Annotated in this window: 28 protein-coding genes, 2 tRNA genes and 1 pseudogene; 16 read left to right on the forward strand and 15 right to left on the reverse strand. The window is 56.3% G+C overall.

Annotated features, from left to right (window positions below):
• Positions 1 to 175 precede the first annotated feature (175 nt).
• Positions 176 to 480, reverse strand: a pseudogene (locus PY650_RS30825) (HigA family addiction module antitoxin).
• A gap of 128 nt (positions 481 to 608) precedes the next feature.
• Here PY650_RS30825 and ppdK point away from each other — a divergent pair.
• Positions 609 to 3,275, forward strand: coding sequence for a pyruvate, phosphate dikinase (ppdK, locus tag PY650_RS30830; protein WP_285883630.1), 2,667 nt, complete (start codon positions 609 to 611; stop codon positions 3,273 to 3,275).
• A 42-nt stretch (positions 3,276 to 3,317) separates the two neighbouring features.
• On the opposite strand, the gene PY650_RS30835 is transcribed toward ppdK, so the two are convergent.
• Entirely contained in the window at positions 3,318 to 3,590 is a 273-nt protein-coding gene (locus tag PY650_RS30835; protein WP_285883632.1) for a hypothetical protein, read from the reverse strand.
• Positions 3,591 to 3,757: 167 nt separating this feature from the next.
• Positions 3,758 to 4,174: a hypothetical protein gene (locus PY650_RS30840; RefSeq protein WP_285883634.1), complete on the reverse strand. Its 417-nt coding sequence runs from the start codon at positions 4,172 to 4,174 to the stop codon at positions 3,758 to 3,760.
• A 245-nt stretch (positions 4,175 to 4,419) separates the two neighbouring features.
• Here PY650_RS30840 and PY650_RS30845 point away from each other — a divergent pair, with 245 nt between their 5' ends.
• Positions 4,420 to 5,352, forward strand: a complete 933-nt coding sequence (locus PY650_RS30845) for a DUF1499 domain-containing protein (protein WP_285883636.1) — start codon at positions 4,420 to 4,422, stop codon at positions 5,350 to 5,352.
• Between the two features lie 430 nt (positions 5,353 to 5,782).
• On the opposite strand, the gene PY650_RS30850 is transcribed toward PY650_RS30845, so the two are convergent.
• Together PY650_RS30850 and PY650_RS30855 are read right to left on the reverse strand one after the other, a co-directional pair.
• Positions 5,783 to 6,691: an MBL fold metallo-hydrolase gene (locus tag PY650_RS30850; protein WP_285883638.1), complete on the reverse strand. Its 909-nt coding sequence runs from the start codon at positions 6,689 to 6,691 to the stop codon at positions 5,783 to 5,785.
• On the reverse strand, positions 6,691 to 6,987 hold the full coding sequence (locus PY650_RS30855; protein ID WP_285883640.1) for a cupin domain-containing protein: 297 nt from the start codon (positions 6,985 to 6,987) through the stop codon (positions 6,691 to 6,693). Before PY650_RS30855 ends, PY650_RS30850 begins: the two co-directional genes overlap by 1 nt.
• Before the next feature lie 158 nt (positions 6,988 to 7,145).
• On the opposite strand from PY650_RS30855, the gene PY650_RS30860 reads away from it, so the two are divergent.
• Positions 7,146 to 7,220, forward strand: a tRNA-Gln gene (locus PY650_RS30860).
• A gap of 304 nt (positions 7,221 to 7,524) precedes the next feature.
• Positions 7,525 to 8,547: a cell division protein FtsZ gene (gene ftsZ / locus PY650_RS30865; protein WP_349644530.1), complete on the forward strand. Its 1,023-nt coding sequence runs from the start codon at positions 7,525 to 7,527 to the stop codon at positions 8,545 to 8,547.
• A 298-nt stretch (positions 8,548 to 8,845) separates the two neighbouring features.
• Here ftsZ and PY650_RS30870 read toward each other — a convergent pair whose 3' ends face one another.
• The gene (locus PY650_RS30870; RefSeq protein ID WP_285883641.1) at positions 8,846 to 9,241 is read right to left on the reverse strand and encodes a hypothetical protein; all 396 of its coding nucleotides are present in this window, start codon (positions 9,239 to 9,241) and stop codon (positions 8,846 to 8,848) included.
• A gap of 305 nt (positions 9,242 to 9,546) precedes the next feature.
• On the opposite strand from PY650_RS30870, the gene PY650_RS30875 reads away from it, so the two are divergent.
• A tRNA-Pro gene (locus PY650_RS30875) sits at positions 9,547 to 9,623 on the forward strand.
• 82 nt (positions 9,624 to 9,705) lie between these two features.
• Here PY650_RS30875 and PY650_RS30880 read toward each other — a convergent pair.
• Both PY650_RS30880 and PY650_RS30885 read right to left on the reverse strand, forming a co-directional pair.
• Positions 9,706 to 10,611, reverse strand: coding sequence for a site-specific integrase (locus tag PY650_RS30880; RefSeq protein ID WP_285883643.1), 906 nt, complete (start codon positions 10,609 to 10,611; stop codon positions 9,706 to 9,708).
• The gene (locus PY650_RS30885) at positions 10,608 to 11,018 is read right to left on the reverse strand and encodes an excisionase (RefSeq protein WP_285883645.1); all 411 of its coding nucleotides are present in this window, start codon (positions 11,016 to 11,018) and stop codon (positions 10,608 to 10,610) included. Before PY650_RS30885 ends, PY650_RS30880 begins: the two co-directional genes overlap by 4 nt.
• A 273-nt stretch (positions 11,019 to 11,291) precedes the next feature.
• On the opposite strand from PY650_RS30885, the gene PY650_RS30890 reads away from it, so the two are divergent.
• Both PY650_RS30890 and PY650_RS30895 read left to right on the forward strand, forming a co-directional pair.
• Positions 11,292 to 11,828, forward strand: a complete 537-nt coding sequence (locus tag PY650_RS30890; RefSeq protein WP_285883647.1) for a hypothetical protein — start codon at positions 11,292 to 11,294, stop codon at positions 11,826 to 11,828.
• 81 nt (positions 11,829 to 11,909) lie between these two features.
• Positions 11,910 to 12,302 (forward strand): hypothetical protein, encoded by a 393-nt coding sequence (locus tag PY650_RS30895; RefSeq protein ID WP_285883650.1) that lies wholly within the window; start codon positions 11,910 to 11,912, stop codon positions 12,300 to 12,302.
• A 499-nt stretch (positions 12,303 to 12,801) separates the two neighbouring features.
• On the opposite strand, the gene PY650_RS30900 is transcribed toward PY650_RS30895, so the two are convergent.
• Positions 12,802 to 13,089, reverse strand: coding sequence for an HNH endonuclease (locus PY650_RS30900; protein ID WP_285883652.1), 288 nt, complete (start codon positions 13,087 to 13,089; stop codon positions 12,802 to 12,804).
• 2 nt (positions 13,090 to 13,091) lie between these two features.
• A complete protein-coding gene (locus PY650_RS30905; protein ID WP_285883654.1) occupies positions 13,092 to 13,628 on the reverse strand; it encodes a hypothetical protein in 537 nt (178 codons plus the stop codon).
• A gap of 15 nt (positions 13,629 to 13,643) precedes the next feature.
• Here PY650_RS30905 and PY650_RS30910 point away from each other — a divergent pair, with 15 nt between their 5' ends.
• The 5 genes from PY650_RS30910 (at position 13,644) to PY650_RS30930 (ending at position 18,343) form a co-directional block, all read left to right on the forward strand.
• Positions 13,644 to 13,901: a helix-turn-helix domain-containing protein gene (locus PY650_RS30910; protein WP_285883656.1), complete on the forward strand. Its 258-nt coding sequence runs from the start codon at positions 13,644 to 13,646 to the stop codon at positions 13,899 to 13,901.
• 186 nt (positions 13,902 to 14,087) lie between these two features.
• Positions 14,088 to 14,552 carry a DUF6232 family protein gene (locus tag PY650_RS30915; RefSeq protein WP_285883658.1) on the forward strand — a complete coding sequence of 155 codons (465 nt, stop codon included), beginning with the start codon at positions 14,088 to 14,090 and terminating at the stop codon, positions 14,550 to 14,552.
• Between the two features lie 164 nt (positions 14,553 to 14,716).
• On the forward strand, positions 14,717 to 16,192 hold the full coding sequence (locus tag PY650_RS30920; RefSeq protein ID WP_285883660.1) for a hypothetical protein: 1,476 nt from the start codon (positions 14,717 to 14,719) through the stop codon (positions 16,190 to 16,192).
• Between the two features lie 722 nt (positions 16,193 to 16,914).
• On the forward strand, positions 16,915 to 17,733 hold the full coding sequence (locus tag PY650_RS30925; protein WP_285883662.1) for a hypothetical protein: 819 nt from the start codon (positions 16,915 to 16,917) through the stop codon (positions 17,731 to 17,733).
• Positions 17,734 to 17,770: 37 nt separating this feature from the next.
• On the forward strand, positions 17,771 to 18,343 hold the full coding sequence (locus tag PY650_RS30930; protein WP_285883664.1) for a hypothetical protein: 573 nt from the start codon (positions 17,771 to 17,773) through the stop codon (positions 18,341 to 18,343).
• 14 nt (positions 18,344 to 18,357) lie between these two features.
• Here the strand turns inward: PY650_RS30930 and PY650_RS30935 are convergent, their stop codons facing one another.
• Complete coding sequence (locus PY650_RS30935; protein WP_285883665.1) at positions 18,358 to 18,882, reverse strand: phospholipase D family nuclease; 525 nt, start codon at positions 18,880 to 18,882, stop codon at positions 18,358 to 18,360.
• 115 nt (positions 18,883 to 18,997) lie between these two features.
• Here PY650_RS30935 and PY650_RS30940 point away from each other — a divergent pair, with 115 nt between their 5' ends.
• Together PY650_RS30940 and PY650_RS30945 are read left to right on the forward strand one after the other, a co-directional pair.
• Positions 18,998 to 19,204: a hypothetical protein gene (locus PY650_RS30940; RefSeq protein ID WP_285883667.1), complete on the forward strand. Its 207-nt coding sequence runs from the start codon at positions 18,998 to 19,000 to the stop codon at positions 19,202 to 19,204.
• Entirely contained in the window at positions 19,201 to 19,512 is a 312-nt protein-coding gene (locus tag PY650_RS30945; RefSeq protein WP_285883669.1) for a signal recognition particle, read from the forward strand. The genes PY650_RS30940 and PY650_RS30945 overlap by 4 nt, the downstream gene beginning before the upstream one ends.
• Positions 19,513 to 19,851: 339 nt before the next feature.
• Here PY650_RS30945 and PY650_RS30950 read toward each other — a convergent pair whose 3' ends face one another.
• The 3 genes from PY650_RS30950 to PY650_RS30960 form a co-directional block, all read right to left on the reverse strand.
• Positions 19,852 to 20,355 (reverse strand): hypothetical protein, encoded by a 504-nt coding sequence (locus PY650_RS30950; RefSeq protein ID WP_285883671.1) that lies wholly within the window; start codon positions 20,353 to 20,355, stop codon positions 19,852 to 19,854.
• A 203-nt stretch (positions 20,356 to 20,558) separates the two neighbouring features.
• Positions 20,559 to 20,885 carry a hypothetical protein gene (locus PY650_RS30955; protein ID WP_285883673.1) on the reverse strand — a complete coding sequence of 109 codons (327 nt, stop codon included), beginning with the start codon at positions 20,883 to 20,885 and terminating at the stop codon, positions 20,559 to 20,561.
• Positions 20,886 to 21,300: 415 nt separating this feature from the next.
• Complete coding sequence (locus PY650_RS30960; protein ID WP_285883675.1) at positions 21,301 to 21,867, reverse strand: hypothetical protein; 567 nt, start codon at positions 21,865 to 21,867, stop codon at positions 21,301 to 21,303.
• Between the two features lie 522 nt (positions 21,868 to 22,389).
• Between PY650_RS30960 and PY650_RS30965 the strand changes: the two genes are divergently transcribed.
• Both PY650_RS30965 and PY650_RS30970 read left to right on the forward strand, forming a co-directional pair.
• Positions 22,390 to 23,610: a peptidoglycan-binding protein gene (locus PY650_RS30965; protein WP_285883677.1), complete on the forward strand. Its 1,221-nt coding sequence runs from the start codon at positions 22,390 to 22,392 to the stop codon at positions 23,608 to 23,610.
• An 82-nt stretch (positions 23,611 to 23,692) separates the two neighbouring features.
• Entirely contained in the window at positions 23,693 to 24,058 is a 366-nt protein-coding gene (locus PY650_RS30970; protein ID WP_285883679.1) for a hypothetical protein, read from the forward strand.
• 358 nt (positions 24,059 to 24,416) lie between these two features.
• Here PY650_RS30970 and PY650_RS30975 read toward each other — a convergent pair whose 3' ends face one another.
• The gene (locus tag PY650_RS30975; RefSeq protein WP_285883680.1) at positions 24,417 to 26,213 is read right to left on the reverse strand and encodes a phage tail tip lysozyme; all 1,797 of its coding nucleotides are present in this window, start codon (positions 26,211 to 26,213) and stop codon (positions 24,417 to 24,419) included.
• Between the last annotated feature and the right edge of the window lie 300 nt (positions 26,214 to 26,513).

Consider the following 26,513-nt stretch of genomic DNA (forward strand, 5'->3'; position numbering starts at 1 on the left):
TCGATTGGCTGAGTTCCAATGAGACGAAGATTGCGCCAAGATCAGTCCGGATAGTGGTCCGCGCTTCGGATCGGTGAGCTGCAACGGGCATGCTTGCCTCCAAGGTAGGGTGTTTGTGGGTTAAGCAACCTCACCTTGCCACGGCTCTGATTGCTATCCACCCCCCTCATAGGATCTACCGAATTTCGCTTTTGAACGGTACCACCCTCATTTCTCCTTCCCGTTTGCGAGCTCGAGCAATGTCGTAGCTATTCTGCGCCGCATCGGCGTATCCATAGACACGCCAAATGCCTTCTCGATTCTGAGAGCCATTTCTGGCGACGGTTGGGCTCGTTCGTTGAGAAGCCCAGACAAGGCCGGGCGTCTAACGCCAGCGCCTTGGCCGCGTCCGTAACGGAAAGCCCAAGAGCCTCAATGATCTCGCTTTTGACAACCCGGGTGGGCTGGAATTTTCATACGGGCGCCCTGCACAGCACCCATGGCTACAACACGGTTTTTTGACGCTGTCGTTCGATATTTATTGTGCAACGCAACATTTCGCCGCATTTGTCGATTTTCATTTCCACCTCAATGAATTAAGTTCAACCGTGGGAGTTGGACGGGGGAAAATGACGAAGTGGGTTTATACATTCGGCAATGGAAAGGCCGAGGGTCGCGCCAAGGATTATGAGCGGCTCGGGGGGAAGGGTGCTAATCTTGCCGAAATGTGCAGTCTCGGTCTGCCGGTTCCGCCAGGCTTGACGATCGTCTGCGACGCTTGCGCCTTCTATTACAAGAACGGCCGCAACGTTCCGGAAGACCTGAAACTCCAGGTGATGCAAGGGCTGAAGCAGATGGAGGAGATTGCAGGGCGCAAGTTCGGCGATACCGTTCGCCCGCTGCTAGTCTCCGTGCGCTCCGGCGGTCGGGCCTCCATGCCCGGCATGATGGATACGGTCCTCAATCTCGGCCTCAACGACGATACCGTGCAGGCGCTCGGTCACGATGCCGGCGATGCACGTTTCGCATGGGACAGCTATCGCCGTTTCATCCAGATGTATGCCGATGTGGTCATGGGTCTCGACAACGAAGTTTTCGAGGAAATTCTCGAGGATGAGAAGGCCCGTCTCGGACATGAGTTCGATACCGATCTTTCCGCTGTCGAGTGGCAGCATGTCGTCTCGCTTTACAAGGACGTCATCAAAGAAGAGCTGGGCGATGCCTTCCCGCAGGAGCCGGAAGTGCAGCTCTGGGGTGCTGTCGGCGCGGTGTTTTCGAGCTGGATGAATCCACGGGCCGTCACCTATCGCCATCTGCACAATATTCCCGAAACCTGGGGCACGGCGGTCAATATCCAGGCCATGGTCTTCGGCAATCTCGGCAATTCGTCCGCCACGGGGGTTGCGTTCACCCGCAATCCTTCGACCGGCGACAAAGAGCTCTATGGCGAATTCCTCGTCAATGCCCAAGGAGAAGACGTCGTCGCCGGTATCCGCACGCCGCAAAGCATCACCGAGGCGGCCCGCATCGCCTCCGGCTACGACCGGCCGTCGATGGAAAAGGTGATGCCGGAAGCCTTTGCCGAATTCCGCCGCATCTGCGCCGAGCTTGAAGCGCATTACCGCGACATGCAGGATCTGGAATTCACCATCGAGCGCGGCAAGCTCTGGATGCTACAGACCCGTGCCGGCAAGCGCACCACCAAAGCGGCAATGAAGGTCGCGGTCGACATGGTCGAGGAGGGGCTGATTACGGAGGATGAAGCCGTCTCGCGCATCGAGCCGGCGACGCTCGACCAGCTTCTCCATCCGACGATCGATCCGCGCGTGCGCCGAGACGTCATCGGCTCCGGCTTGCCTGCCTCGCCGGGCGCGGCCACTGGGGAGGTGGCTTTCACCGCCGAGGAGGCGATCATTGCCGAGGAGGAGGGCCGCAAGGTCATTCTCGTGCGCATCGAGACGAGCCCGGAGGATATTCACGGTATGCATGCTGCCGAGGGAATTCTCACCACCCGCGGCGGCATGACCAGCCACGCGGCGGTGGTCGCTCGCGGCATGGGCATTCCCTGCGTCGTCGGCGCCGGCACGATGCGCATCGATATGCGCAACGAAAAGCTGATTGGTATTGGCGTCACCCTGAAAAAGGGTGATGTCATCACCATCGACGGTTCCACCGGTCAGGTGTTGAAGGGTGAAGTGCCGATGATCCAGCCGGAACTGTCCGGTGATTTCGGCCGCATCATGGCCTGGGCCGATCGCTCGCGCCGCATGACGGTGCGCACGAACGCGGATACGCCAGCGGACGCCCGGGCGGCTCGCTCTTTCGGAGCCGAAGGCATCGGCCTTTGCCGTACCGAGCATATGTTCTTCGAGGGAGACCGCATCCATGTTATGCGCGAAATGATCCTCGCGGAGGGCGAGGAGGGGCGCCGAGCAGCTCTCGCCAAGCTCTTGCCGATGCAGCGGCTCGATTTCACCGGTATGTTCACCATCATGCACGGCCTGCCGGTGACCATCCGCCTGCTGGACCCGCCGCTGCACGAATTCTTGCCGAAAACGGATGAGGAGATCGCCGAGGTCGCCGGCATCATGGGCATGGAGACGGCCATATTGCGCCAACGCGTCGACGCGCTCCATGAGTTCAATCCCATGCTTGGCCATCGCGGCTGCCGTCTGGCAATCTCCTATCCCGAAATCGTCGAGATGCAGGCCCGCGCCATTTTCGAAGCGGCGGTCTCTGCCGCAAAGGAGACGGGTGCAGCGGTCGTGCCGGAGATTATGGTACCGCTGGTCGGCCTGCGCGCGGAGCTCGATTACGTCAAGGCACGTATCGACGAGGTGGCCCGCGCCGTCATGACGGAAGCCAAGATGAAGATCGACTATCTCGTCGGCACGATGATCGAGCTGCCGCGCGCGGCCCTTCGCGCGCACATCATCGCCGAAGCGGCCGAGTTCTTCTCCTTCGGCACCAACGACCTCACGCAAACCACCTTCGGCATGTCGCGCGACGATGCCGCCGCCTTCATCCCAACCTATCAGCGAAAGGGGATCATAGAGCATGATCCCTTCATCTCGCTCGATTTCGATGGCGTGGGAGAGCTGATTCGCATTGCCGCCGAACGCGGCCGCCGCACGCGCAACGACATGAAGCTCGGCATCTGCGGCGAACATGGCGGCGATCCGGCTTCGATCCATTTTTGCGAGGAGATTGGGCTGGACTACGTCTCCTGCTCGCCTTTTCGCGTGCCAATTGCAAGGCTTGCGGCGGCGCAGGCGGCCATCAGAGGCAAGGCATGACTTTCGTCGCGGGGAAGGGCGTCGCCTGAAGAGGCGAAATGTTCAGTGCCAGCGGTGATAATAGCGATGATACCCCGGTCCGACCACATAGGGCGGTCCCCAGAAGAAATCATCGTTACTTTCCATGAAGGCGCGCTGATCCGCCCGCCGGCTCAGATCCTGATTCATCAGGCAGTTGGCGAAATTCTCGGTACCGCGCCGGAAGCCGTAGCCGCTGCATCTCGCTTCATCCGCCGCGCGAATCTCTTCCGCAGTCTGACAGGCGGATAGCACCATGGCGATGACAATGAGAGAGAGTGCGGGAAAAATACGCATGACTTGATATCCTAGGCACAAATATACACGCGGAAATTATAATCCCCCTCGGTGAGGTGCGAAAGGCGTATTGCCGCCAGTTCATCACGAACCGTTGAACGGCGTGCTGGGGCTTAGAGCAATTGGAGTAAAAATGCGCAGCCGTTGTCCGGAATTGCGAACGCCGCTCAAGCGTCGTCGCGCAACCTTGCCGGCAAGCGTTGTAGCAGATCGACGAAGGCGTCGGCGAAGCGGAGCAGGGGTTCCGTTTCCTCATCCGGCTGCAGTAGGCGGATTTCCGCATTGTCTTCATCGAGTACCGCGAAGATGACGCGCATGACCTGTCCATCCTCGGGGATTCGTACAACGGCAATCCGGCGGCAATCCGATATCAATCCAGTGGCCGGGAGATCGAACAGGAACTCGCCATGCGCGGCCCGGGCGGCGTCACGTACTGCTTCGCAAAAGGCCGCTTCGCCACCGGAAAAACCTTCGAGCGATAATTCCAGTTCTAAAAGTTCGAGCGGCAAGGTAGGGTCGGCGGAATCTGCAACCGTGCCGGCCGCTGCAGGCAACGGATTGGCGGCGATGTCTGGCGGTTGCATCGTTTCCATCTCCTCAAGTCCTTTCATAGCCTCGCTAAACCACTAAAAAGCATGATCCTTTTTTAGAATTTAAGCAAGTACTCACGTTTTTGCGTCGCTAGCCCGGACTCTACGTGCAGGCGCGGCCTTAATCGTCTGTGCCGACATCTGGTTTATTTTCGCTATCTCTTGCTCTAAACATTGGGTCGACACCCTCGGGCTTGGGTAGCATCCGCCTTCCGATCCGACGCGCCGACGAGCTTTTGATGACCATTCGCTTCGACCGTCCCATTTCGCATGCAGCACGCGCCGCGCGCTTGATTGCGTCGTTTGCGCTGGTGCTGTGCGGGGTCGTTCTGGTCGGCCATAGATTCGGGCCGCTGGAAACGCCCTATTTCGTCCTACTGATGCTGATTTCCGCCGGCTTTGCCGCGCTGGCGGTAACGCTGGCAATCGTTGGCCTCACCCAGCTCTGGCGGGTTGCCGCCATCGGTGGTGTTTCGGCCGCCAAGGCGCTGATCTATGCTGCCTTGCCGCTGGTAATCGTCGGTGTCGCCGTTGAGCGCTATTGGACACGGCCCCCCATTTATGATGTCTCCACGGATCTGGCTGACGCGCCGGAATGGCTGGCACCGCCGGAGGCCAAGCAGATTTGGCTGCCGGCAAGGCATTTTGTAACAACGCAGGACCGTGAGGCGCAATCTGCCGCCTATCCGGCCCTAACCGGCCGTCGCTATGAGGGTGCTATCGACCGCGTGCTGGAGGCCGTGCGTAAGGTCGCCAAGGACAGCCACGTCACCATCGTCAAGGCCGAAGGCGCAGCTGTTATTGATCCGAACGACGATGAGAAGCCGAAGCGTCGTGCGCCGCGGCAGCATCCGAGCCCGGCTCCGGACGATACAGCCGTGACCGACATGCCCGATGTCGTCCCGGTGCCCACGCCTCGCCCTTTTCGCGACGACGTCGCTGACCTCATTCGCCATAATTCCGACGTCGTCCTGCAGGGCGAGACCCGCACCCGCATACTCGGCCTCCACTTCGATGTGCTGATCCGCCTGCGTGAGGAAGAGGAGACGACACTTGTCGACGTCCGCGTCGCTTCCCGCTACGGTCAGGACGATCTCGGTATCAGCGCGAACATAGCCGAAAGCTATTTGAAGGCACTGGACGCCGAACTCCTGGGTATCGCCGGAAGCTGAAATAGCTCCGGGTAATTCCAGGAAATGTGCACGGCGGCTTTTCGTCCGGAATTGCCAAAACCAAAAAGATTTATGGTGTAACGGGCACCATGATGGTGTCGCGGAGTCAGGTGTAGCCTGCTCCATAGCATCACGGAGAGACGACGACCATCAGATAGTATGCCGGCATCGACGTATCATTGGAATATTCAAGTGCGTGCGTGGGGTTTCGGATGGCCGCATCTCGATGGATGGGCTAAGCCGCAGCAGTGGGAGCAACGAAGGTGACTGCGCGTCTCTAGATTGGCAGCCGGTCCTCAGCAGACCCCATAAAGCAGCGGCCCAGCGTCGGCTGCGGTCAGAAGCAAGCACCGATTAAGCTCATAAGGGATTGACCCATGGAGGCCCGTTACAGAAGCAGTTCTAAGATTCCGTGAAAAGCCGAACCGCTCTAGCGAGGCCTGTAGGCCCCGAACAGCGCCGGTGGCCCGTCTGTTTCCACTTGGCCTTTTTCCACCAGATCCTCCAGATGCGCCAGCACCGACAATGCGGCAGCGCCATGCAGGCGCGGGTCGGTGTCGCGGTAGATGGTTTTTACCATGTCTGATATCAGTCGGTCGCCGGCCTTGATGCGCTCCAGCACGGCGCGTTCACGCATGCGCCGGTGCGCTCTGAGCCCGCGCATGAAGGAGGCGGGCTCTTTCACCGGCCCGCCATGGCCGGGAAAGAAGAGGCGGTCGTCGCGTGCAAGCAGCCGGTCGAGCGAAGCCATATAGTCGGCCATGGAACCGTCGGGCGGGGCGACGATCGTCGTTGCCCAGGCCATGACATGATCGGCGGAAAAGACGATGCCGGTACCCTCGAGCGCAAAGCAGGCGTGGTTGGCCGTATGGCCGGGTGTCAGAAGCGCGGTCAATTCCCAATCGGCTCCCGAGATGCTTTCGCCGTCGGCAAGCGCAACATCTGGCAGGAAGCCAGTGTCCGAGCTTTCTGCGAAGAGATTGACCTCGCCCTCGTGCAGCGGCCGTGCCGCGCGGTGCGGCCCTTCGCCGACCGTCAGGGCGCCCGTCGCCTCCTTTAGCCGCTTGGCGAGAGGCGAGTGGTCGCGGTGGGTATGGCTGACGAAGATATGCGTCACTTTGCGCCCCTTCAGCGCTTCCATCAGAGCCGCGAAATGCCCATCATTCTCCGGGCCGGGATCGATCACCGCCACGGACATGCCGCCGACGATATAGCTGTTGGTGCCGTGGAAGGTGAATGCACTGGGATTATTGACCGTCATCCGCTCGACGCCAGGGGCAATGGGGACAACACGGCCATAGGCAGGCTCGAAGATAAGATCGAATTCTGGTGTGCTCATCACTTGTATTCAATTTCGATAAAAGACATCGGTTCGGCGCCGGCATTGACCGCATTATCCTCGATTCCGGCGTCACGCCGGTAGGCCGCGCCCTTGACGAGGTCGATGCGCCGGCTTTCAGACCCTTCCCCGATCAGGAACTGGCAATCCGTCATCGGCACCACGACATAGCCGAGGCCATGGACATGATGCCACGTATCGGCGCCCGGCTCGAAATCCCAGCGCGTGATGCGCACCACGGCGTCGTCGACAAGCACCGACAGGACAGCCGGAAGGCGGGCGCGATACTGGCTCATCGGATCTCCTGAGTGGGATTTTTGGACAACAACCCCTATCACAGGGCAGCCGAAAGCGCACAGAAATATGCGCTCACGCATAACTTAATGATTGTGACTGGATGCGACCTTTGCTAATCAGACCCCGATTTGGCGCGAATGGTCGCCATTTCGCACGGTGGGGCGTAGCCAAGCGGTAAGGCAGCGGTTTTTGGTACCGCCATCCCCTGGTTCGAATCCAGGCGCCCCAGCCATCGTTATTTCCGAAATCAATTGAACTCACAGTCCCCGCAAATAGCCGAGCGCACCACCAAAACAAAAGCGGGCGACCCACTCGATCCGCCTGCGACAGTGCGCCCCCGATAATCTGCTAGGCTCAGCTTGCCTTTTCAGGCGGCCCCAACAGTTCGACGCTGTAGCAGGAGCCAAGCTTCCATGCCGCATTCGGCCGCGCAAACTCCTTTGCCCCGTCAACGCCTTGTTGCGCCTCTACGATGAAATGCGAATCGCTGTTCGAAGCGATTGACGTACGACCAAGATGAATGAGGGACGTGAAACATGACGGACGCCAAGAGCAGCATCGCAGGCCCAAGGCCACACATTACTGTAATTGGTGTAGGCGGTGGCGGCGGAAATGCGATCAACAACATGATTGCTGAAAATTTGGCGGGTGTAGACTTCATCGCAGCAAACACGGACGCTCAGGTCCTCGCGACATCAAAGGCATCACGCCGCATCCAACTCGGAGCCAATGTAACCGAAGGTCTCGGTGCGGGTTCCCTGCCCGAAGTTGGCCGCGCGGCTGCCGAGGAGTCGATCGATGAGATCATCGATCATCTGCGTGGTTCGCACATGTGCTTCGTCACCGCTGGAATGGGCGGCGGAACAGGGACGGGTGCCGCACCGGTGATTGCTCAAGCTGCTCGTTCCGCGGGAATCTTGACTGTCGGCGTGGTCACGAAACCATTTTCATTCGAGGGCAATCGCCGCATGAAGACAGCGGAATTCGGCATTGAGGCGCTGCAGCAGGCGGCCGACACAGTTATTGTAATTCCCAATCAAAATCTGTTTCATATAGCCGATGCAAAGACCACGTTCGCGGATGCATTTATAACAGCTGATCGCGTGCTTTATTCCGGTGTCGGATGCATCACCGATCTCATCGTCAAGGAAGGGCTGATCAACCTCGATTTCGCTGACGTGAAATCGGTCATGCGCGGCATGGGCCGAGCTATGATGGGCACGGGCGAAGCCACCGGGGGCGACCGCGCCATGAGAGCGGCCGAGGCTGCAATCGCGAACCCATTGCTAAACGACGTTTCAATGAGAGGCGCCAAGGGTGTTTTAGTCTCGATCTCCGGTGGTTCGGATATGACTCTTTTCGAAGTAGACGAAGCGGCAAGCCGCATTCGCGACGAAGTTCAAGGGGACGCGGAAATCGTCGTCGGTGCGATCTTTGACCGCGATCTTGACGGGCGGTTCCGTCTCTCTGTTGTGGCGACCGGATTGAACGCTAGCCCACTTCTTGATCCGATGGAGCCTTTCGCTCTGGATCTGGACCCGAAGCCTATGCTGCAGTAGCACGCGCAAATTTCAATGGCGGTGAGGATAGAATTGGATCTCAACCCGCCAGTCTATCGCTTCCGAGGGACGCGACGGTCTTGCGACCTCACATGAGGAGTTTTCGGTCAAGCATATTGCAAAGGAGCATAGTTCTTTCCTTCTTCGCTATGGTCAGCGTCCGACGGTTAAGGGCTCAGGAGGCGGAGCCATTCTAATTGCCGGCTGATGAAGCCATGGTCGCAAGCGTTCCGTCGCCTGGATCCAGGCGACCCTTTCGAGCCGCCTGCGATGTTCCGTCCCCGATAATCCTGGCGGCTCAGCTCGCCTTTTCTGGCGGCGCCAGCAGTTCGGCGCAATAGGAGGAGCCGTTGATGCCAGGCTGGTCGTTGAGGATATGGATCGCGCGGATGACATAGCTCTGGTTGGTGACGATGTCGGCCTTGCAGCTGAGATAGAGCTTGCCCTTCTTTTCGCCCTTCTTATTGGCGACGGTGACCGTCTTGTAGCCGCCGCGCCAGGTGTAGACGCGATTGCCGCCTTCATCGCGGTCGGCGATCGGCGGGCCGTAAGAGGCGAAGAAGCGGCCAGCCGACTGGCCTTCCCAGCGGTCCTGAACCGGATTGCTCGCAATCGTCGGAAGAGCTGCGGTTGTGGTTGTACAGCCGGCAAGGGCCAGCAACAGCCCTGCCGCGGTGATCATGCGGATATTCATCGTGTCGTCCTTGAGCTTCTGTCTCGCATTCGGCTGCGGAAAAGCCGCTGTCCCACGGACATTTCCGCCTGTCCCGCTAAGGGCTTTAGCGCCAAAGCCGGCAAAAGAAAATTCCCATCCGCGTGTACAAGTGGGATTTTGCTAAGTGTGTTGCGCCTTATGCACTTCGGTCGGTCAGACACCCATTTTCTTGCCGATTTTCTGGGCACTTGCCTCCGTAATTTTTTCGTCAAGAATCAAACGGTTTTTTCGATTTTGGTGCTTGTGCTTCAAAAATGGCTGGTCTATAGAGGCGCCGCTGGTCACGGAGTGTAGCGCAGTCTGGTAGCGCACCACGTTCGGGACGTGGGGGTCGAGTGTTCGAATCACTCCACTCCGACCAGCGAAAAGCCCGCTTCGCGGGCTTTTTTCGTATTTGGGCCTTGATGCTGATTTTTTACGGCAACGAATACGGCAACGATTGATCATTTCTTCGAGCGACCAGCGCGGCCCGTTGTGAAAGCTGCGCCAACATTTGCTTGGTGATCAGGGTGATGGTGGCCGTAGGTCTTTTCCAACGTCTCCAGCGTCATGCCGAGATAGCCCGATGCTTCCCACTTGTCCGTAGCCGCCTGCATAAGCCATGTTGCCGCTGTGTGCCTCAAGGTGTGCCTCACAACGCCCTCGGCATCGTCGCCAAGCACCGCATCTACAAGATTGCGGAAGGCGCGTTTCGGGTCCGCTGGCTTGCCATTGTACTCGACGACATATTTTGCACCTAGACGATGCCATCGGCGCATATGGGCGAGTAGGCGTCCTGGCAGCCTGATCGGAGGAGCTCGCTTATTAGCCGCAACTACCTCGCCGTCCCAAGCGCGATAGAAGACGCCGGCTTCCAGATCGATGTATGGACGACCTTCCTCTTTGACGAAGGAGGCTTGCCAGACGCGTGCTGATCGGCTGCCTGTATAAACAGCTGAGAGGGCGAACCGCGCGATGTGGATGGTCGGACGCCACTTATTCGGCACTCCGCGGTATTTGCTTCGCTTGCGGTATGCCGCCCAAATCAACTTCGCCATTGTCGAGCGGTCTAAATGCTTTACTCGCCCCTTCGCCTTCGGCGGCAAGGTGACGGTGACAGATTGTCGTGTGACGTTATCTGCGATCGCCTGGCGACATGCCGCACGCAGATCCTCTAGCTCGCGCCGCGCGCCGTTCTGTGTCTTTCGCTTTTTCACGTACTCTGCGCATGTCGCACTGGTGATGTCGTCGAGCGTCTTATCTCCCCAATATGCAAGCAGGTTCTCGGCACGGGCGGCAAGCTCTTTTGGCCGAGTCGCCGTATCACGTTTCAACAGAAGGTAATGGGCGATAACCTCTGCTACCGTCACTTCTGATGCTGCTCGGTCCTTCCTGGCCGGCGCTGCAATGAATTGGCGGGCGAGGTGTTCGGCGAGGGCCCTTTCAGCTCCGCTATAATCATCCGCACCGCAGCCTGTGCGGAACTGCTTTCCGTCGTCGAGAATGATCCAGACGGCAGCACGGTCTTTGCTCCCGGGGCGGAGCCATAGCCTGGCTGGTTTGCGGGCACGCGACATGCTTGTTTCATCTCCTCTATCGATCGAAGTGTGGTGAAGTCCTTCCCGGCAATCCGCATGATGACCAATCGTCCACGGCCGGCCTCGCGACGGAGTCCACTGACGGTCATGCCGCCATGAGGGAAGGCAACGGGAATGATTTCGGCCAGCCTGACAGGATCGTCGGGCTGGATGTTATCGTTGGCCGGTGTCGGGAGCATCAGTGCATCATGCCGGAAGACGGGCGGCGTATCGATCTGCGTCGGGTCGAGGGTAGTCCAATTTCCAGTTTGGGGGACAGTCCGTCACCGCCATGGCAAGGACCCGTGGCGGTGGCGATTTCAGTATTTGATATTTCGGTCATGTCGTCTCCTTCTCTTTGGTCAATTGCGTTTTGCAGAATACGTGAAAGAGCTTTGGCGTCAACTGTCATTTCCGTTTTGCGCATTTGAGATTTGTGGTAGTGACTGATCTGCATCAAAATTGAGGGCGCAATGGCCACGCCGAAACAGCTTGTCGCGAAAGTCGCAGAACTCACCGGCGTTCCAGAAGGGACCGTCGTCCAGCACGACCGGAACCTGTCAGTTGCCGAATTGCGCACGACCGGAGGCCGTGGCCTCGCCGTTGCCAAGGTCACTTTCGAAGATGCTGCCAATCTCTTAATTGCGGTTGCCGGCAGTCGAAACGTGAAGGACAGCGTGAAGACGGTCCGCGAGTACCGCGAACTGGTATCGTCGCAGCCGCTAGATTTCGGCGACGTGAGGCGCGGCCATACATTCGGCGACGCACTGTCGGCATTGATAGAAGCCACTCCGAAAGACCGTGACCTGTTCTCCGGCGGCGATGGCGGCACGATCGAAGTTTCCATCTTCGGCCCGTCGCCGGCCGCTCGGATCGAATGGCATCTTCCGACAAGCCACGGCGCGGTCGAGTACACCGGACAGCGCAGCCGCGCGTTCGCTGACCTGCAATTCGTGTCCAAGTTCAGCCAGGTGACGATCGGGCACGTCGGCGATCTAGTTTCGGATTGAAGAAGGTATCCGCTCCGACTTGCCGCCGTCATCTTCGCCAAATCAAGCGCCGGAGCGAGGATGGACTGTTGGCGAGCCCGGTTGTATGAAGATCGCCGGGCGCAATTGATGGGCGATTTGCATATGCGGTTCGTGGCGTGGGGAATTCTTGGATTGCTCTGTCTTGCTGGTTCGGCCGGTGCTCAGGAGGATGCAACGGTCAAGGCTTTCGTAAGATATGCGCAGGCGAATGATCGGTTCAGAGATGTTGTGGCTGCCGCAGGGAGAGGGTTGGAAGCAGCCAATTCTGAGCTTGAGCGCCGCGGTCAGCCGAAACTCTATTGTCAGCCGGATCATATGGCTATTACACCCGACCAATATGTGAGCTTTCTCGCCAATTACACGGAGAGGAACCCTCAAGCCGGCACGATGCAGGCCGCCTTTTACAGCCTTGTTCTGCTGTATGCCATGGTCGACGTCCTCCCTTGCAAATAGCTGCCTAGTGCCGGGAGTGACTTGCGATCGCCGCGGCAAGGTTGATGAGCCGGTTCTCTTCCTTTGTAGCGAGGCGTGCATAGGCGAGCTCCTGTAGGGCTGCCGCGGCTTCGATGCGAGTCCAGCCATACTGCTCGGCGGGGTGTAAAACGTAGTTGAAGGTGCTCTCGACGGCTTGCTGGCAGTCCAGGTCACGATCGTCGTAGGGGCGCGATGTGCTTGGGCATGGCTGTTCCCATTGGTTCTGCCGACGATTCCTTGTGATAGCTCGCTGCTCTCGCACACTCGTGAATCTCGCCTCGCTTCAGAGATCGATGACGAAAAAAAGGCGGCTGGTGAGGCCGACCGACTGAGTGCTGTGATGGCGAAAGAATATCGGCCGGCGCGCTGCTTGTGTGGGTGCAGGTGGTGATCGCGCCGGCCATTGGTATAGATCCCGCTGCCGGCATGCGGTTGCAGCAGCGGGCTGACGCGGGCGGTTAGCCTCACGTCGCGGCGGTCAAAATAGACCGCCTAGAAACTCATAAAACTCTCCCCTGCGCCACGTCTTGTAGGTCAACCAGTCCATGGCGCCGCGTTCAGCGTTACAGCGCCTGCACGCAAGCGCAATGTTGTCTCGGTTGTTCCGGCCGCCTTCTGCTCGACGCTCGAGATGTTCAAGCGTCTCCTCATTTGCAGGCTGAAACTTTAGCGGCTTATTACTGATGACCATTTCCACATCGCAGTAGCAGCAGCGGCCGTTCTGGCGCTCGCGGAGCTTTATGCGATTTTGTATATGGCGTGTCATTGTCAGCCCGCGATTGGCTCAAGGCCACTGGCTAAGACGTACCGGAACGGCCTACCCTCTGCTTTAGCGGTGACCGCAATTTTGTAGATCTGTCGACCAAAAGCGCTGCATTGTCGGCTAATAACTATGGCGGAAGTGTCACCCATCATGACTCGGCTGCCAATCTCGAATTTCCATCTCGCGTGATATACACGCCGGCGGCGACGTAGGGCAACGCGCGCGATCTGATGTTCCAGCACCCACAACGGCGCCGCGTCGACATGCGCCAACTCGACGATATATTCGTCTTGGCAATCAACCGTCTGCTTGCGGCCGATGATGACGCAGAGCTCATTGGTGGCAAGCAGCATCAGGCGCTCGCCGATTTCGAATTTGAATTCATACGAAGCGACGTTTGCCGTCTGTCTCTGAATGAGGCCGCGCGGCAACAGGGTTCTGTCGGCGGCGCTGATGTGCTGATGAATTGTCAAACTTGGCGCTCCTCGTTGATTAAAATCGATCACGGTGATAACTAATACCATCAACAGAAGGCGCGTCAAGCGATTTTAATCACGATGAGCGAATTTACTCAAATTACTGGCCGACAAATAGCTGCCGGGCGCGTCCTTGCCGGTCTCGGCCAGGTGGAGCTAGCAGAACTCGCAAATGTATCAGCACCCACTCTTCGCCGAATGGAAGCTAGCATCGGAGCGGCTGCCGGCATGCCAAATAACGTTGCTGCGGTCCGCGCCGCGCTGGAGGGGGCCGGCGTCATATTCATCGACCAGAACGGCAGCGGCCCAGGTGTCCGGCTGCGGGACCGGCAGGAATAACACCAGCGACCGCAGAGCCCTCCGGGTGCGATCGCCTGTCGACGCGGCGAGTAATCCGTATGGCGGTCAGTTTCACCGCGCGGAATCCCACCAAGAAAGAAAATTCTTAATCGTTCCTCTTGCGTTCACTTTTGAGTGCGATCAACCAATCCTAGAACAATAGAAAGGCAAGACAACGGAGGGGCGATGCTTACTGACGAGGAAAAGCGCCGTATTGAGGCGGAAGAACAATATCGCGCATCGGTGCGCGCCAATTTAGCAACCCAAGCTGTCGCTGTGCAATCTGAGCCACAAATATCGGACTCAGTGCCAATATACAAAAATAATGACGTGATGATAACGAAGACGTTGGTGAAAATAGGAAATCAAAGCTATCCGACAAATAGCATTGGCAGCGTCTCAGTCCGGAATTCTAACGTAGGGGCAGTCCTTGTTTTACTGATTTTCAGCGTTATTGCGTGTATAAGCGCGAAAAGTTCTCTGCCTGTATTACTCGTTATTTTATTTGGCATAATATTCATTCGTCAATTTCTGCGAGCGGAGCTCATTGTCACTTCCAATAGCAGGGACTACGTAGCACTCAAAGGCAGCAAGAAGAGTATGATGGTCGTAAAACAAGCCATCGAAGAGGCCGTCGCTCGCCGAGGGTGATGTGCCGCGATTACGCGCAGACCGCTAGTACAGTCGCGTTCTGCAGGCGAGGGCGAGGCGATGCGCATCAAGAAGCGATGGGCGTTAGTGCCGCCGTCCGCCGCGATTCGAAACTCGACATTCCCGATTCAAAAGTAGGAAGTAACGGGGGGAGAGAGTCATCGGTGCCGTTTCGGCTTGTCATCGTCTTGATCCGCTCTAGGTTGCCACCTGCGGCCCACCAATCCGCTCCTGGGTTCCCCGCCCACCACCACGAAAGAGGATTCGAACTGCTTTCGGCATTCGTGCCGACGGCAATCGTCGACACGATTATTTCCGGGGAGCCAATGGACGAGATTAAGCGATCCTATAGCCGTGAAGAGCTGCACGAACTCGTGTGGTCAATACCAATGCGAAAGTTGGCGGAGAGGTTTGGAGTGTCGGATCGCGGCCTCGCAAAAACCTGCGCACGACACCTGATACCAGTACCGCCCCGGGGCTATTGGGCAAAGCTTGAAGCAGGCCAAAGCGTGAAGAAAACGCCACTTCGCGCTGTAGAAAACACTGATCTTCATAAAGTTGCTGTCGGAAGCGTGTCTCCACCGCCCACACCCTTTGTAGCGTCGATAATCGAGGCGGCAATAAAGCAGGCGTCGGAGTGGCAAACCGCATCCCCGCAAATCGATCCACCCAAGTCGAGAGTTCGAGCTGCGACTCCCGAGACTGCGCGAAATCCGTCCGAACCCATCGCACCGGAATTTGAAGTTATAAATGAACCTCATCTGACAATACGGGGCCTTTGTAAGGAGCTTAGGACCTCGAAAACGAATGCCGATGGCGAGGTGCGTCTCCCAGGTATTCGCATTCACAAATCGAACATTGAACGCGTCGTATCGATTTTAGATAGCATCGCCTTACAGGTGGGGCAGTCCGGTACAACCCTATCGCAGGAAGAAAATGCGTTGAGGGCTTCCATCGGCAAAGACTGGATAGATTTCAGGATTGCTGAAGGCCTGCGACGCGAAAAGCACGCCCCAACTGACGAAGAATTGGAGAGCAAGCGCCGATATGAGAAACGGCGGGAAGCAGCAAATCGACGTGGTCAATGGCTTCCGCCGGAGAAATTTTGGCCAGAATACGATTTTCATTATTTGGGCACCCTAACATTTGAAGTAGACAATTGGGCGCAAGGTGCCCGAAAAAAATGGGCGGATGGGAAGCAGCAAACTCTCGAGGGTATGATTGATGGGATTGTGTCTGGCATCCAGTACCATCTCGCATATGAGAAGGCCAAAAGAGAAGGACTGGAGGAGAGTCAGCGTCGCCGGGAACATCTAGCTGCCCGCCGAAAACTGCATCAACGTCGCATTGAGCGCGAAGGCAAGCGCCTGGAATTCCTGAAGCAGCTCGCGGACTATCAGCGCGAAGCGGCAGACCTTAGAGTGACCATTGCTGCCGCGAGCTCAATTGAATCTGGCGGCTCACCTGAATATCAGCGCATGATTGAATGGGCTTGTCGGCGGCTCGCCACAATCGAGGCATATAACAACATTGCGGCGCTCGATCAGACCTTAAAAGAAAACAATCTGTTTCCTGAGAATGACGAACTTTTCGACCCCGAAGGCGATCCGCCGCCGAAGACAAATTATTGGGATGATTGATGGCCAGCGAATGCAGAAGCGACGTCATCACAATGACGAAGTTAGGCAGCGCTTATTACGTGCTGACCGACGCAGGCTATCGGGAGTGGAAATCGCGGCAGTGACAGACGACCAAAAAAGCGGGTGACCGAGATGCTCGCCAGCGTCATGCGTTCATTCAACTAGCAAGCACGGGAATCGATTGACCTTAAGGTCGAATTGTAGTGGGTTGATCGGCTACGACAGCAATGGCTTGAAGTCCATCCGCCTCGGCGAGACTTTCGGCCATGCTTGTGAAATCCTGTGAATAGCGGCTGCATCTCGCGACTCAATTCAGTGAGGCGCTTGCGAAAAGCTACACGTGCTGTTCTGTTGGAATTCCTGGCGGCAGGGAATGCGGTAATCGCTTGCTGGCAAACCGCACTCACCCGCGCTAGGTGGCTCCTCGGTGGCGAGACCAGCATTTTTGCTGATCTCGCCGACAGCCAAATTCATCGTGCAACATGTACGACTGCCGCGCAACGGCAAACCGTAACGCATGTAACGTTTGTCAACATATTGTTGAATCGTCACCCTAACGTTGGCCCTCGCAACTCTCTTCAGGATATCTGGTAACCCGATATGTTGCTTGGATTATACCATGCGATAGTTCCCCGTCCTGAAGAATACACCTTCAAAACGATTTTGTTCATGGCATAATCACGCGGAAGTTGATTCTAGCAATAATTATGTTAGGCGCCGAGATGGTTGAAACCACGTTTCCAGACGAATTCCCTGAGGGCGCAAAACATGGAAAATTAGCTCGCGGCGCGATGAATGTTGTCAGTGGAATGATACCGATTGCCGGCGGCCTCGTTGCCGCTGCCGCGTCCGCCTGGGGGGAGCACGAACAAGATCGGATGAACGACTTCTTTCGGCATTGGGTTGAAATGTTGCGGGCCGAAATGGAAGAGAAGCAGAAGACGATCGTGGAGATCATGCAACGTCTCGACTTGCGCGACGAGAAAATTGCCGAGCGCATTCAAACACCAGAATTTCAGTCGATATTGCGTAAATCTTTCCGAGATTGGGCGGGCGCCGAAAGCGACGAAAAGAGAGCATTTGTCAGAAATTTGCTTGCTAATGCGGCTTCATCCACTGTTTGCAGCGATGACGTTGTTCGTCTCTTTCTGGATTGGATTAAGAACCACTCCGAGTTGCATCTGGCTGTGATAGGAAAGATTTATAATCGCAGCGGGATCACGCGAGCGGAGATCTGGAGAGAGCTTGGCCGGTCTCCGGTACGTGAAGATTCGTCCGATGCCGATTTGTTCAAGCTGCTCATCCGCGATTTATCCACCGGCGGTATAATTCGACAGCATCGTGAAACAGACTATGCCGGGAATTTCATCAGAAGTACTCGTTCTCGCAACACGCCCCCAACAGGCGGCAACACCTATAAATCCGCCTTCGACGATAACGAGCAATATGAACTCACGGCGCTAGGCGAACAATTCGTGCATTACGCCATGACAGATATTCCGATCAAACTGACCTACGAACGTCCCGGCGGACAAGATTAGCTGTCGCGCAGCTCATTAGCTAAAAGGAGAGTTCTCAATGATCATCGGAGACCCGCTTTTTTGGGATAGAAGTCTAGGTTCCTATCTCGATGCGCAAGTCGGAGCTGTCGACAACCACGTACGGCAGCATATGACGTCCGCTCACCTCGAAATGGACGATGATGCGATTGTGGCAATGATGTTGCCTGGTGGCAAAGTCGGCTCGCTGAACGTCGATTTTGACAACCCTGACAGAGATGTAAAAGAGCAACAAGTCAGAGTAAGAGATCATTTTCGCGGCGAAGTTGTTATCGACGGTGTCCGAGTAACAAAGTCCTTTCGTTTTTCCGGGGATCGGGCGGTCTTCACGCTCAGGCCCAGTAGCTTCGACACAAGCCCTCCACATGGATACGTCCGTGATGGTTATGTCACTTTGGGATACGAGGGACACAATGACCCAGAAACAATCAAGCGGCTGATCGCAGAACAGGAGGCCCAACTCAGGAAATATGTTGGACAGAGCAAAGTCGAAGTCGATGCACACGACGCACGGTTGCCGGTTCTTCTGAAGGCTGCGGTCGAGCGCCGGCGGAAAGCGCTGACCGAAATCGAAATGCTGAAGGACTTCTAGCTCCGCGCGGAATACTAGCGCACCGGCACCTCGAACGCTCTCGACACATTGAGCCGGCTATCCCAGTTCGCGAGGAACTGGTGGGCGATCTCGCCGCTCTGAGTGAAGGTGACGTTCTCTGCGTTCCGCTTCTGTGCGGCTGCTGTGTAGTTGTACGAACCGCCGATGACGAAGCGCTCATCAATCACGATGACCTTGTTATGAGCAATGGCCGGCTCGAAATCGATCCATACCGGGATTCCGGCGGCTTCTAACAAGGTGGCGCCAGAATATTTACGCTCATTTGTCTTGTCGAGGATAGCCAAAACTTCGACGCCGCGCCCTGCAGCACGCTGTAGCGCATGAATGATCGGGAGAGACGTGAAACCGTACGCCTGAACGCGGATGGACGATTTCGCCTGATCGATAGCGTTGACGATCCTGGTCTCGCATTGCTCGGCAGGCGTAAAGCAGACGGAAATTTTCGCCATTGCAGGCTCGCCAGCGTGGAGCGGGCCGGCGAATAACAGCGCGGCAATCGCGGTGATGGTGATTCTCATGCAACCTGAATAGCACGTTTCGCATAACCGTGAGGCGAAAACTCGCGCCGACGTTCGCGCTATTGACACCCGCCAACGCTCTGGCAATCTTCGCGCATAAGGGGAGAGGTCCGTGATGGCAATTATACTTAAGATATTTGGCATTCTTCAGATTGGTTTCGCGATCTTCGTCGCTGCGGTGGCGGCTTCGGCTATCCATGAGATTCTGGCTGCGCTCGCGTTCGGCCTTGGCTGCTTATGCCTCGGGATAGCCGGCGTCATCGATCGTCTCGATGATATCAAGGCAATCGGGGGCCGCGCCAATTTGGAGCGGGGGCAATGAGATCTATCATCTGGACGCTAGCTATCTCAGTCGTATTCCCGGGCATTTTATATGCCAGTGATAACACTTCCACACAACTTGGAGCGCTGCTTGCGGCCGAAGATGCGTGCAGCATGACTTATGACAAGGACGCGATATCAGGTTACATCGAGAAAAACGTAGCAGCCGATGATCTAAATTTTGCAACCGAGCTACCACTCATGACCAATGGCGCCAGGGTTGAATTCAATGAAATGACTGACACTGCAAAAGTCGCGTTCTGCACGCAGCAGCGGCGTGCGGCAAAGAAACTTGGGTTTGTGAAGTAGCAGGCGACAGCTCATGGAAATGACGGTAAAAGTTTGGGGCGAGAGCATAAAGATCGACGTCTATCAAAAGTCAAAGTCTGTTTGGATCGCCGCTGGAACCTACATGGGAGAATTCCTGGAGGTTAAAGGCGGGAGTACTGGGTCCACAGCGAAGCTGTGGGCAGGCGCGGCAAAATATAGGGGCGGCTAATTCAAGGGCCGCCTCAGGCCGTAGGGAAGCCTATGAGGCTCTGCATCCGGAGACGAGACATGGCGATGATCAAGGCCCGATCTTGAAGGAAGGTATTGCCATAGTGGCAACACCCTTCAGTCGCGTCGGCGATCAGAGGCGCCAGCCGCCTATCCCTTCGCGCCTGCAGCTGCTGGGCAAGCGCTAATAAATTGCCCGAGAGCTTTGGATGCTCCTTGCGCGACGAATGTCGACTCGTGGAAGATTCGATCGCCGAGCTTGATCGCCACGGCTACCCGATGCTTTGCCGCTTTCAGTTCGTTCAGAAGATCGTCATTGAACTCAGCGCTGACCCGTAGATGTCCATCCGCGCTGTCCGGCGTGGCGTCGGCCGTCAAGGGCGCAAGATCGTCAATCTTGACCATGAGAGTTCCGGCGGCCGTCGCGTTTTCGAACTCCTTCTCCGACACCTCCTCAGGTGTCAGGTAAATTGTGGTGACGACACCACCATCGCACCGAACGCCGAATCCATAGCGGTCGTTGACAACCAGAACGATCTGACTGCCAGCGCCGCCGAAGGCGCTCGCCTCACCTTTATAAAGCCAACCTGCATGCGCGTATCCGACTCCAAAAAGTAAAGCCGCAGCGATAATTACACCCCGACGACGAAGCATTTCCGTCTCCCGATCCTGATGACGAGAAAAGTATTCAACTTTTCCGATAGTTTCAAGTCGGAGCCTCCCGTGTCAATGATCTTCATGCTGAAATTTCCATGATCGATGAGAATCTGTTCCGGAATGAGTTGTCGCCGGCAGAGCGCTCTTCGCAGACGGCGCGGCGCAAGACGATCGAGCGCGGTCTCTCCTGCCGCCGGTATCTACATTGTCGCGTCAGGAGCGCGCTCTGAGAGCAACCAGTTGTGGAGTTCGAAAATCTTGTGTGCGACGTCGGAGACGTCTTCGTCGCTCATATGGCGTAATGTCGCTCGAAGGGCACCTTCGCCTTCGTTCTCGGCCGCGTGGGACGTGCAGTGGTCGAAAAGCTCCTTATAACGATCGCCCATCTCTGGATTAGAAAACTCTTCCGGCTTGACCGCTATCATCGCGACAAAAGCATATTCAACGCGAGTGCGGATATCTCCCAGCCCGACCAAACACCCGACGGCAGCGGAAAGTTTCGAGAGATAATATCCATCAATAGACATCGGCGCGTCCCAGAGATTCGTTGATCAGACAATGGTCAAACTTAACGCGAATGTCGATGGCAAGAATTCGCCTAATAGTTACATTAAGTTCTGGGCGCTTCGGCTATATCGGCCCTTGAAGCCAACTATTGAAAATCGCGAGATCCATCAAATAATAGAGGCGACCGTGACTGACGAAAAAATTCAGAAGAGAATAGTGATTACTATATTCGTTGCCATCGTCGCCTATTTGGCTTGGATGGTTTATGACGTGCGAACCGCGCTCTCAGAAATATGCGAACTGACGGGGGAACACACGGTTTCTATACGGAATCCGATCACTACTGCTCAAAAGCTCGATACTATTTGTGTCGAATATCGGTGGGAAGACGATTAGCGCGTCAAAGATGGCGCGAATAGCGACGAGACTTCCTCATTACTTCGCGTTCTGCGCCTCGTCGATGATAGTGTTCGCGAGGTAGCCGGTAACGGTGTCGTGGTAAACGGTGAAATGTTGGATACTGAACGGGCCATCATAGCGTCCATCAGACAATCCTGCTTGTTGTAGGTTGTTCAGTAAACCGCTCGATGATCTGTAGCAGCGCAGGGTCTTGGTCCAGAGGTAAAGTTCGGTTAACACCGGAGCCGCGGGATGTTGCACAATGAGATCGAAGGAGTTCACGCATTCTTCCGACAATTCAGCCAAGTCTCTCAGCGCATACTCCGGCGCATTGAGCACGCGGCTGACGCGGACGGAGTCGTTTGAGGAAAGTTCCTTGTTCAGCCATTCGTCTACTGAGGGCGCATTGCGCGGAATCCGGCTGTCAAAGCTCTTCCAATAGGCGAGCGCAGCCGTGGCCAATTCCGCTCGAGCTGCCTTTGGCATCGGTTGAATTGAAAAGTGCGCCGCCTGCATCACCGCGGTGTCTAGTTCTTTAGTGCTTGCGGTCGCTGTCGAAGGAACAATCACGACCGCCGCGACGAACGCGAGGAGCATCTTCATTTCTTCACCCTAATGCTGAATAAGATCGACTTATCGTTGGTCCACGGAAACATCGACGACAGAGTCAGACCCGAGGTCATAGGTGCAATCTACGACGACGTGCGCCATGGCTCCTAAGCCGTCGCATTTTGAAGCCTTAAGTATGGAAGCGGCTTGATCGGGCGGCAAGCAGTAGTTGATAACGCACCCCAATAAAATCGATCTGCTGCGGATAAGGAAAGACTAAATAATAGTCACCGGCGCCGGCGAACATCCTGTGAACATTGTACTGCCAAAGGAGAGCTCTATCACTATAGCGGCAACCCGTGGCGCGCTGGGTGCACCATGACCGATTTTGCGAGAATGATTGCAATATTTGCCCGATTTTAGCTAGGAACTAGGCAACCAATTGAATTTTATAGCTAGCTAAAATTAGATATTTGCGCCCTTTTCGCGATAGTAGCAAGATTACTCGCTGCATAAATGGTTGTGCAGTACAGTTGGTCTCGCTTCGCAGTAGCTGATTTTGGATTGGGGTTGGCGATGCGTTCACTGGAATTAACAGCTGTAGTTCTGCTTTTTCTGATTTCCTCTAGAATCTCCTTTGCCCAGTCTGACGCCGAGGAAGCTGCAAATATAATAATGAAATTGTGTATTGCTGCTGGCGAAGAAAGTATTTCTATTACCACGACCGGAAGTTCCGTTAATGCCTCTGATCAGGTGGTTGCGGACAGAACATCTCGCGGGATTGTTGGAGGTATATCCAATGAAATTACTGCCCTCGCCGCAGAGCAAGCCTCGCAGGCAAGAGCATGCACTCGTAAATATCTTGGGCAAGTGCTCCAGATTCTGCTGAGGCCGAGCAAATTTGTTCCAAACGCGCCTCCGGAGGCTTTTCAGCAGGATGATGCGTCGGTCATCAGGGAATGCGATCGGTACGCGACATCGCCTGGCAATCGTGACAATCCAAACCGCATGATGCCGATATTTTACCAGCACCTTAATGTCACCGACGGTTTGAGAGCTTGCTCTAGTGCACTCGAACGGGAAGAAGATAACCCTCGGATCAAGTATCAGCTTGCCAGAATCGAAAATAAACTTGGGAGGTATGATGCCGCGCGGGCGAGGATCGATGCGCTCATCAAGATCAAGTACCCTCCCGCATTCGGAGAAAGGGGTGACAACTTTCAATTCGGCGATGGTATCCCGGTGAACATGTCAGCGGCCATTGAGACGTATAAGCGTGGGGTAGAAATCGGCGATGCAAATAGCGCATTCGCTCTCGCGGAGCTTTATCGCGAAGGAAAGTCAGTTAAGCAGGATTTTCTATCCGCCAGAAAATATGCGGAGATTGCGTACAAGCAGGGGCATCCTGAGGCTGCGTTCTTGTTGGGGGCTATGTATCGAGAGGGTCAAGGGGTTGATATCGACTATTCTAAGGCCCGGGATCTCTTGACAGATGCGGTTGCCCACGGTGCCGTCCAGGGCCATTTTTCGTTGGCCGCACTTGAGGATGAAGGAAAAGGTGGCCCTCGCGACGCGCTGGCAGCCGGAAGGAATCTTTTCAAGGCCCTCCAGCTTCAGAGCTTTAGCAGCATTGTTGACAAGATCGTAGATTATCAAACTGGCCCGGACGCTTGGAGTTCGGAAAGCATGAAATCCCTACAGAAAGAATTGGCGACAGTGGGATACTATTCGGGCGCGATAGATGGTGTAGTAGGAAATAGTACAAAAGAAGCTATCGAAAAGTATTTCAACCGATGATACTATCATGACGTGCCTACTAACGTTTTAGGGGCTGGTGGAGCTAAACCTTTGAATTGCCTCTACGGTTGGGATCGATCGCATGCGCCAGATTGCCTTGTGCATAGTTGCCGTGGTCTTGTTTGCCAGCCCCAATGCGGTAGCGCAATCGAGTTTGGCCGAGACCGTTGATCTTCTTCTCAAGGTTTGCCTTGCCGGAGGTACTTCGCAAGACGTCCAGACCCAAGCGAAGGGCGACGTCGCATTCACGCTCAAAGCTCTTGCGGACGGGGATATTGGTGGGTCCGGAGGAATTGCAGCAAAATATGCGAAGAGCGAGTGGGTTGGCCTCCAAGGCGGGATCAATTCCGGCATTTCTGCCCTTCAAGCGGAGCAAGCGGACAAAGCCAGAGAGTGCCTAAAGCCGTACATGCCGGGAATAGTTCAAGCGATTCTACAGGCCAAATGAAAGAACACGCTTGAGCAAGCTGAGTAGGAGCTTCGATTCCTTTCGTCCTCGCGAGCTTTTCGTTAGGGGTAATGCATCCGCCACGTCAAGAATGGTAAACTTGCCTATAGCGCTTCAGCCCGCACTTCACTGAGCGCCGGAGAGCGGAAACATGATGGCCCCCCTCCAATAAAATATCTGTATCTAGCGACAGCCCGCGGTGGCGCGATCAGCGAGAAAATATTTGTCCAGAAGGACCCGCGGTTTTTTGGGGGAGGGCGGTCGCGCGCTTGTGGGGTGTTGATGGCCAATGGCGGAAACTGAGTGCCACCGGAGCGGACCGCCACTCGCCTCCACAATGGCAACGAGTGGCTGAGCTTTAAAGCGACACGGCGTTCCCGCGGTTGATCTTCAGGCTTTGGAAGAGATCGCTGTCGCTCGCCTTGACATTGACTGGCTGTTCCTTGCTCGTGACGATCACGTCGAGCCGGCCGTTCGGCTGTGGCTTGGCGGCCTCGGGCGGCTTTATGGCTCCAGACGCTTTGGCGGTAGACCTGCGCTCTGGCACATCCTGCTTGAAATCCGGCAGCCCGCGCAGGAAACCGAGCCGCTGTGATATCGCCTTGTTCGGATTGCCAGGAAGCTCGTACTTACGAACGAGCGTGTCCACCATACTCTCCGCAGAAGAGTCACTATTCAGCTTCTCCCACACGCCCGAATAGTACTTTTTCGTTTCCCACAAAAAAGCCTTGACCTGATCCGTCACGCTCATCTGCTGCGGGAACTTGCCGAACTGGTTCTTGATGCGCTGCGATCTAACGTCATCCCACTGCACGATGCCGTGGGCATAGTGCGTACCGTCCCAATGCACATTACCCGGATCGCTTAATGCCTCGCCGCTCATGTTGGCAACCGATGCCCGTGCGGCTTCACGACTTAGGCCGCCTGCGATCAGTGCGGCATATGCCTCTTGCTGGTTCTTGGAAAGGTTGCCCTTCGCGTGAACCGCCCGGATACTCTCTGCACTTATCTCGCCACCGGTACCGCCGCCGCCGAACACTGCTCGGCCGCCGCCATAAGACACATTCTGGAATCCCTCGCCACCACCAATACCGGGCGCAGCTCCACCACCCAGATAGCTCTGTGTGAAGGCGATCATGCCAAGCTCGACGCCTTTTGTTAAGACGGCGATTGCGGCGCTGTTCCGCGCCGCGGAGGCGCCAACGAAAGCCGACTGCATACCGGGATGGTAGGCGATGGGCTTGGCCATGCCGCCGTAGCCGTGCGCCTCTGGGTGATCCTGCGGAGGCGGAAGGACCTTGTCATCTTTGGACGTCGTATTCTTCGGCGCGACGTAGGAAAACGGATTGGGGACCGCCTCCAAGAATTTGTCGAGCGTTCCGCCCTTCTCAATCAAAAGGCCGCTTTTGCTCTGGTAGTATTGCCCTGGCTTTGCGGACTCGCTGTCTTTGGCTCTATCTTCCGGCTTCGGCGGATTTATAGCTTTCCAGTTTGTGAGGCTCTCGACCCACTCAACGCCATCCTTGAGGTTTTTAAAGACCGTCTGAACATCCGAACCGACGCCCTTCCAGTCGACCTGCCTCACATCCTCGCTGACATCATGGAAGAACTCCTTGACGTCAGCGACGTGAGCATCGGAAAATTCTTTGAAGGCATCTGCGGCGGCAATTATTTGCGGCGCGAGCTCGCCGCCTACTGAATTTTTCAGGTTCTCAAAATCGGCACTTAGATGCGAAATTGCATCCTGAAATGCTTGCGCATTTTTTGTTTCGTTTTCGGAGAAAACTTGGACGTTCTCCCGAGCTTCAGCGCGCCGCCTGTTTAGCTCACCTATCCCGTTTGCGCCAAACTCCGCGAAGTCAGGATTGTTGAAAAACAGCTGCCCCAGAACGCGCCGCGACTGCGCGTCCTTCTGCTTCGCGATATAGCCCAACTCCTTCTCGAAGACTTCGTCGTTAGACTTGGTATTCGCGAGGTCTTCGGCAATGGCTTTCCCGCCACCACGAAGGCCGGCAATGGCACCGTAATTGCCTTGGCGCAGCCGCATAGCGTCGGCGTTCTGCGCTGAAAAAGACATGCCGGAGGCGATGGAGTCGGGATCAATCGCGAGACCGGACGCGACCTGTTGGAGTTCTTTGAGCTTCGCAACAGACATGCCAGTCTCGTGAGAAAACTTCCTCATGCGCACGGCATTGTCGGCGAACGACCGTACCGAGGCACCAACGGCGGCAAGCGCGCCGGCCGCCGAAAGTGCTCCGGCACCAATGGCGCCGAAACCAAGGCCGGACGTCAAGCCACCGACGCCATTGGTGACGGCCTTACCGACGCCCTCCGCCTCCTTGCGAAGGCTTTCCATCTGTTTGCCGACCTGCTTCAGACCGTCGGGGACTTTCACGTCCTTCAGTCGGCTCACAAGGTCCTTCAGCGGCTTGCTGAACTTGTCGACAACAGAGGC

Origin of the sequence: Martinezella calliandrae, assembly GCF_030272695.1 — a bacterium.
Taxonomy (GTDB): Bacteria; Pseudomonadota; Alphaproteobacteria; order Rhizobiales; family Rhizobiaceae; genus Rhizobium; species Rhizobium calliandrae.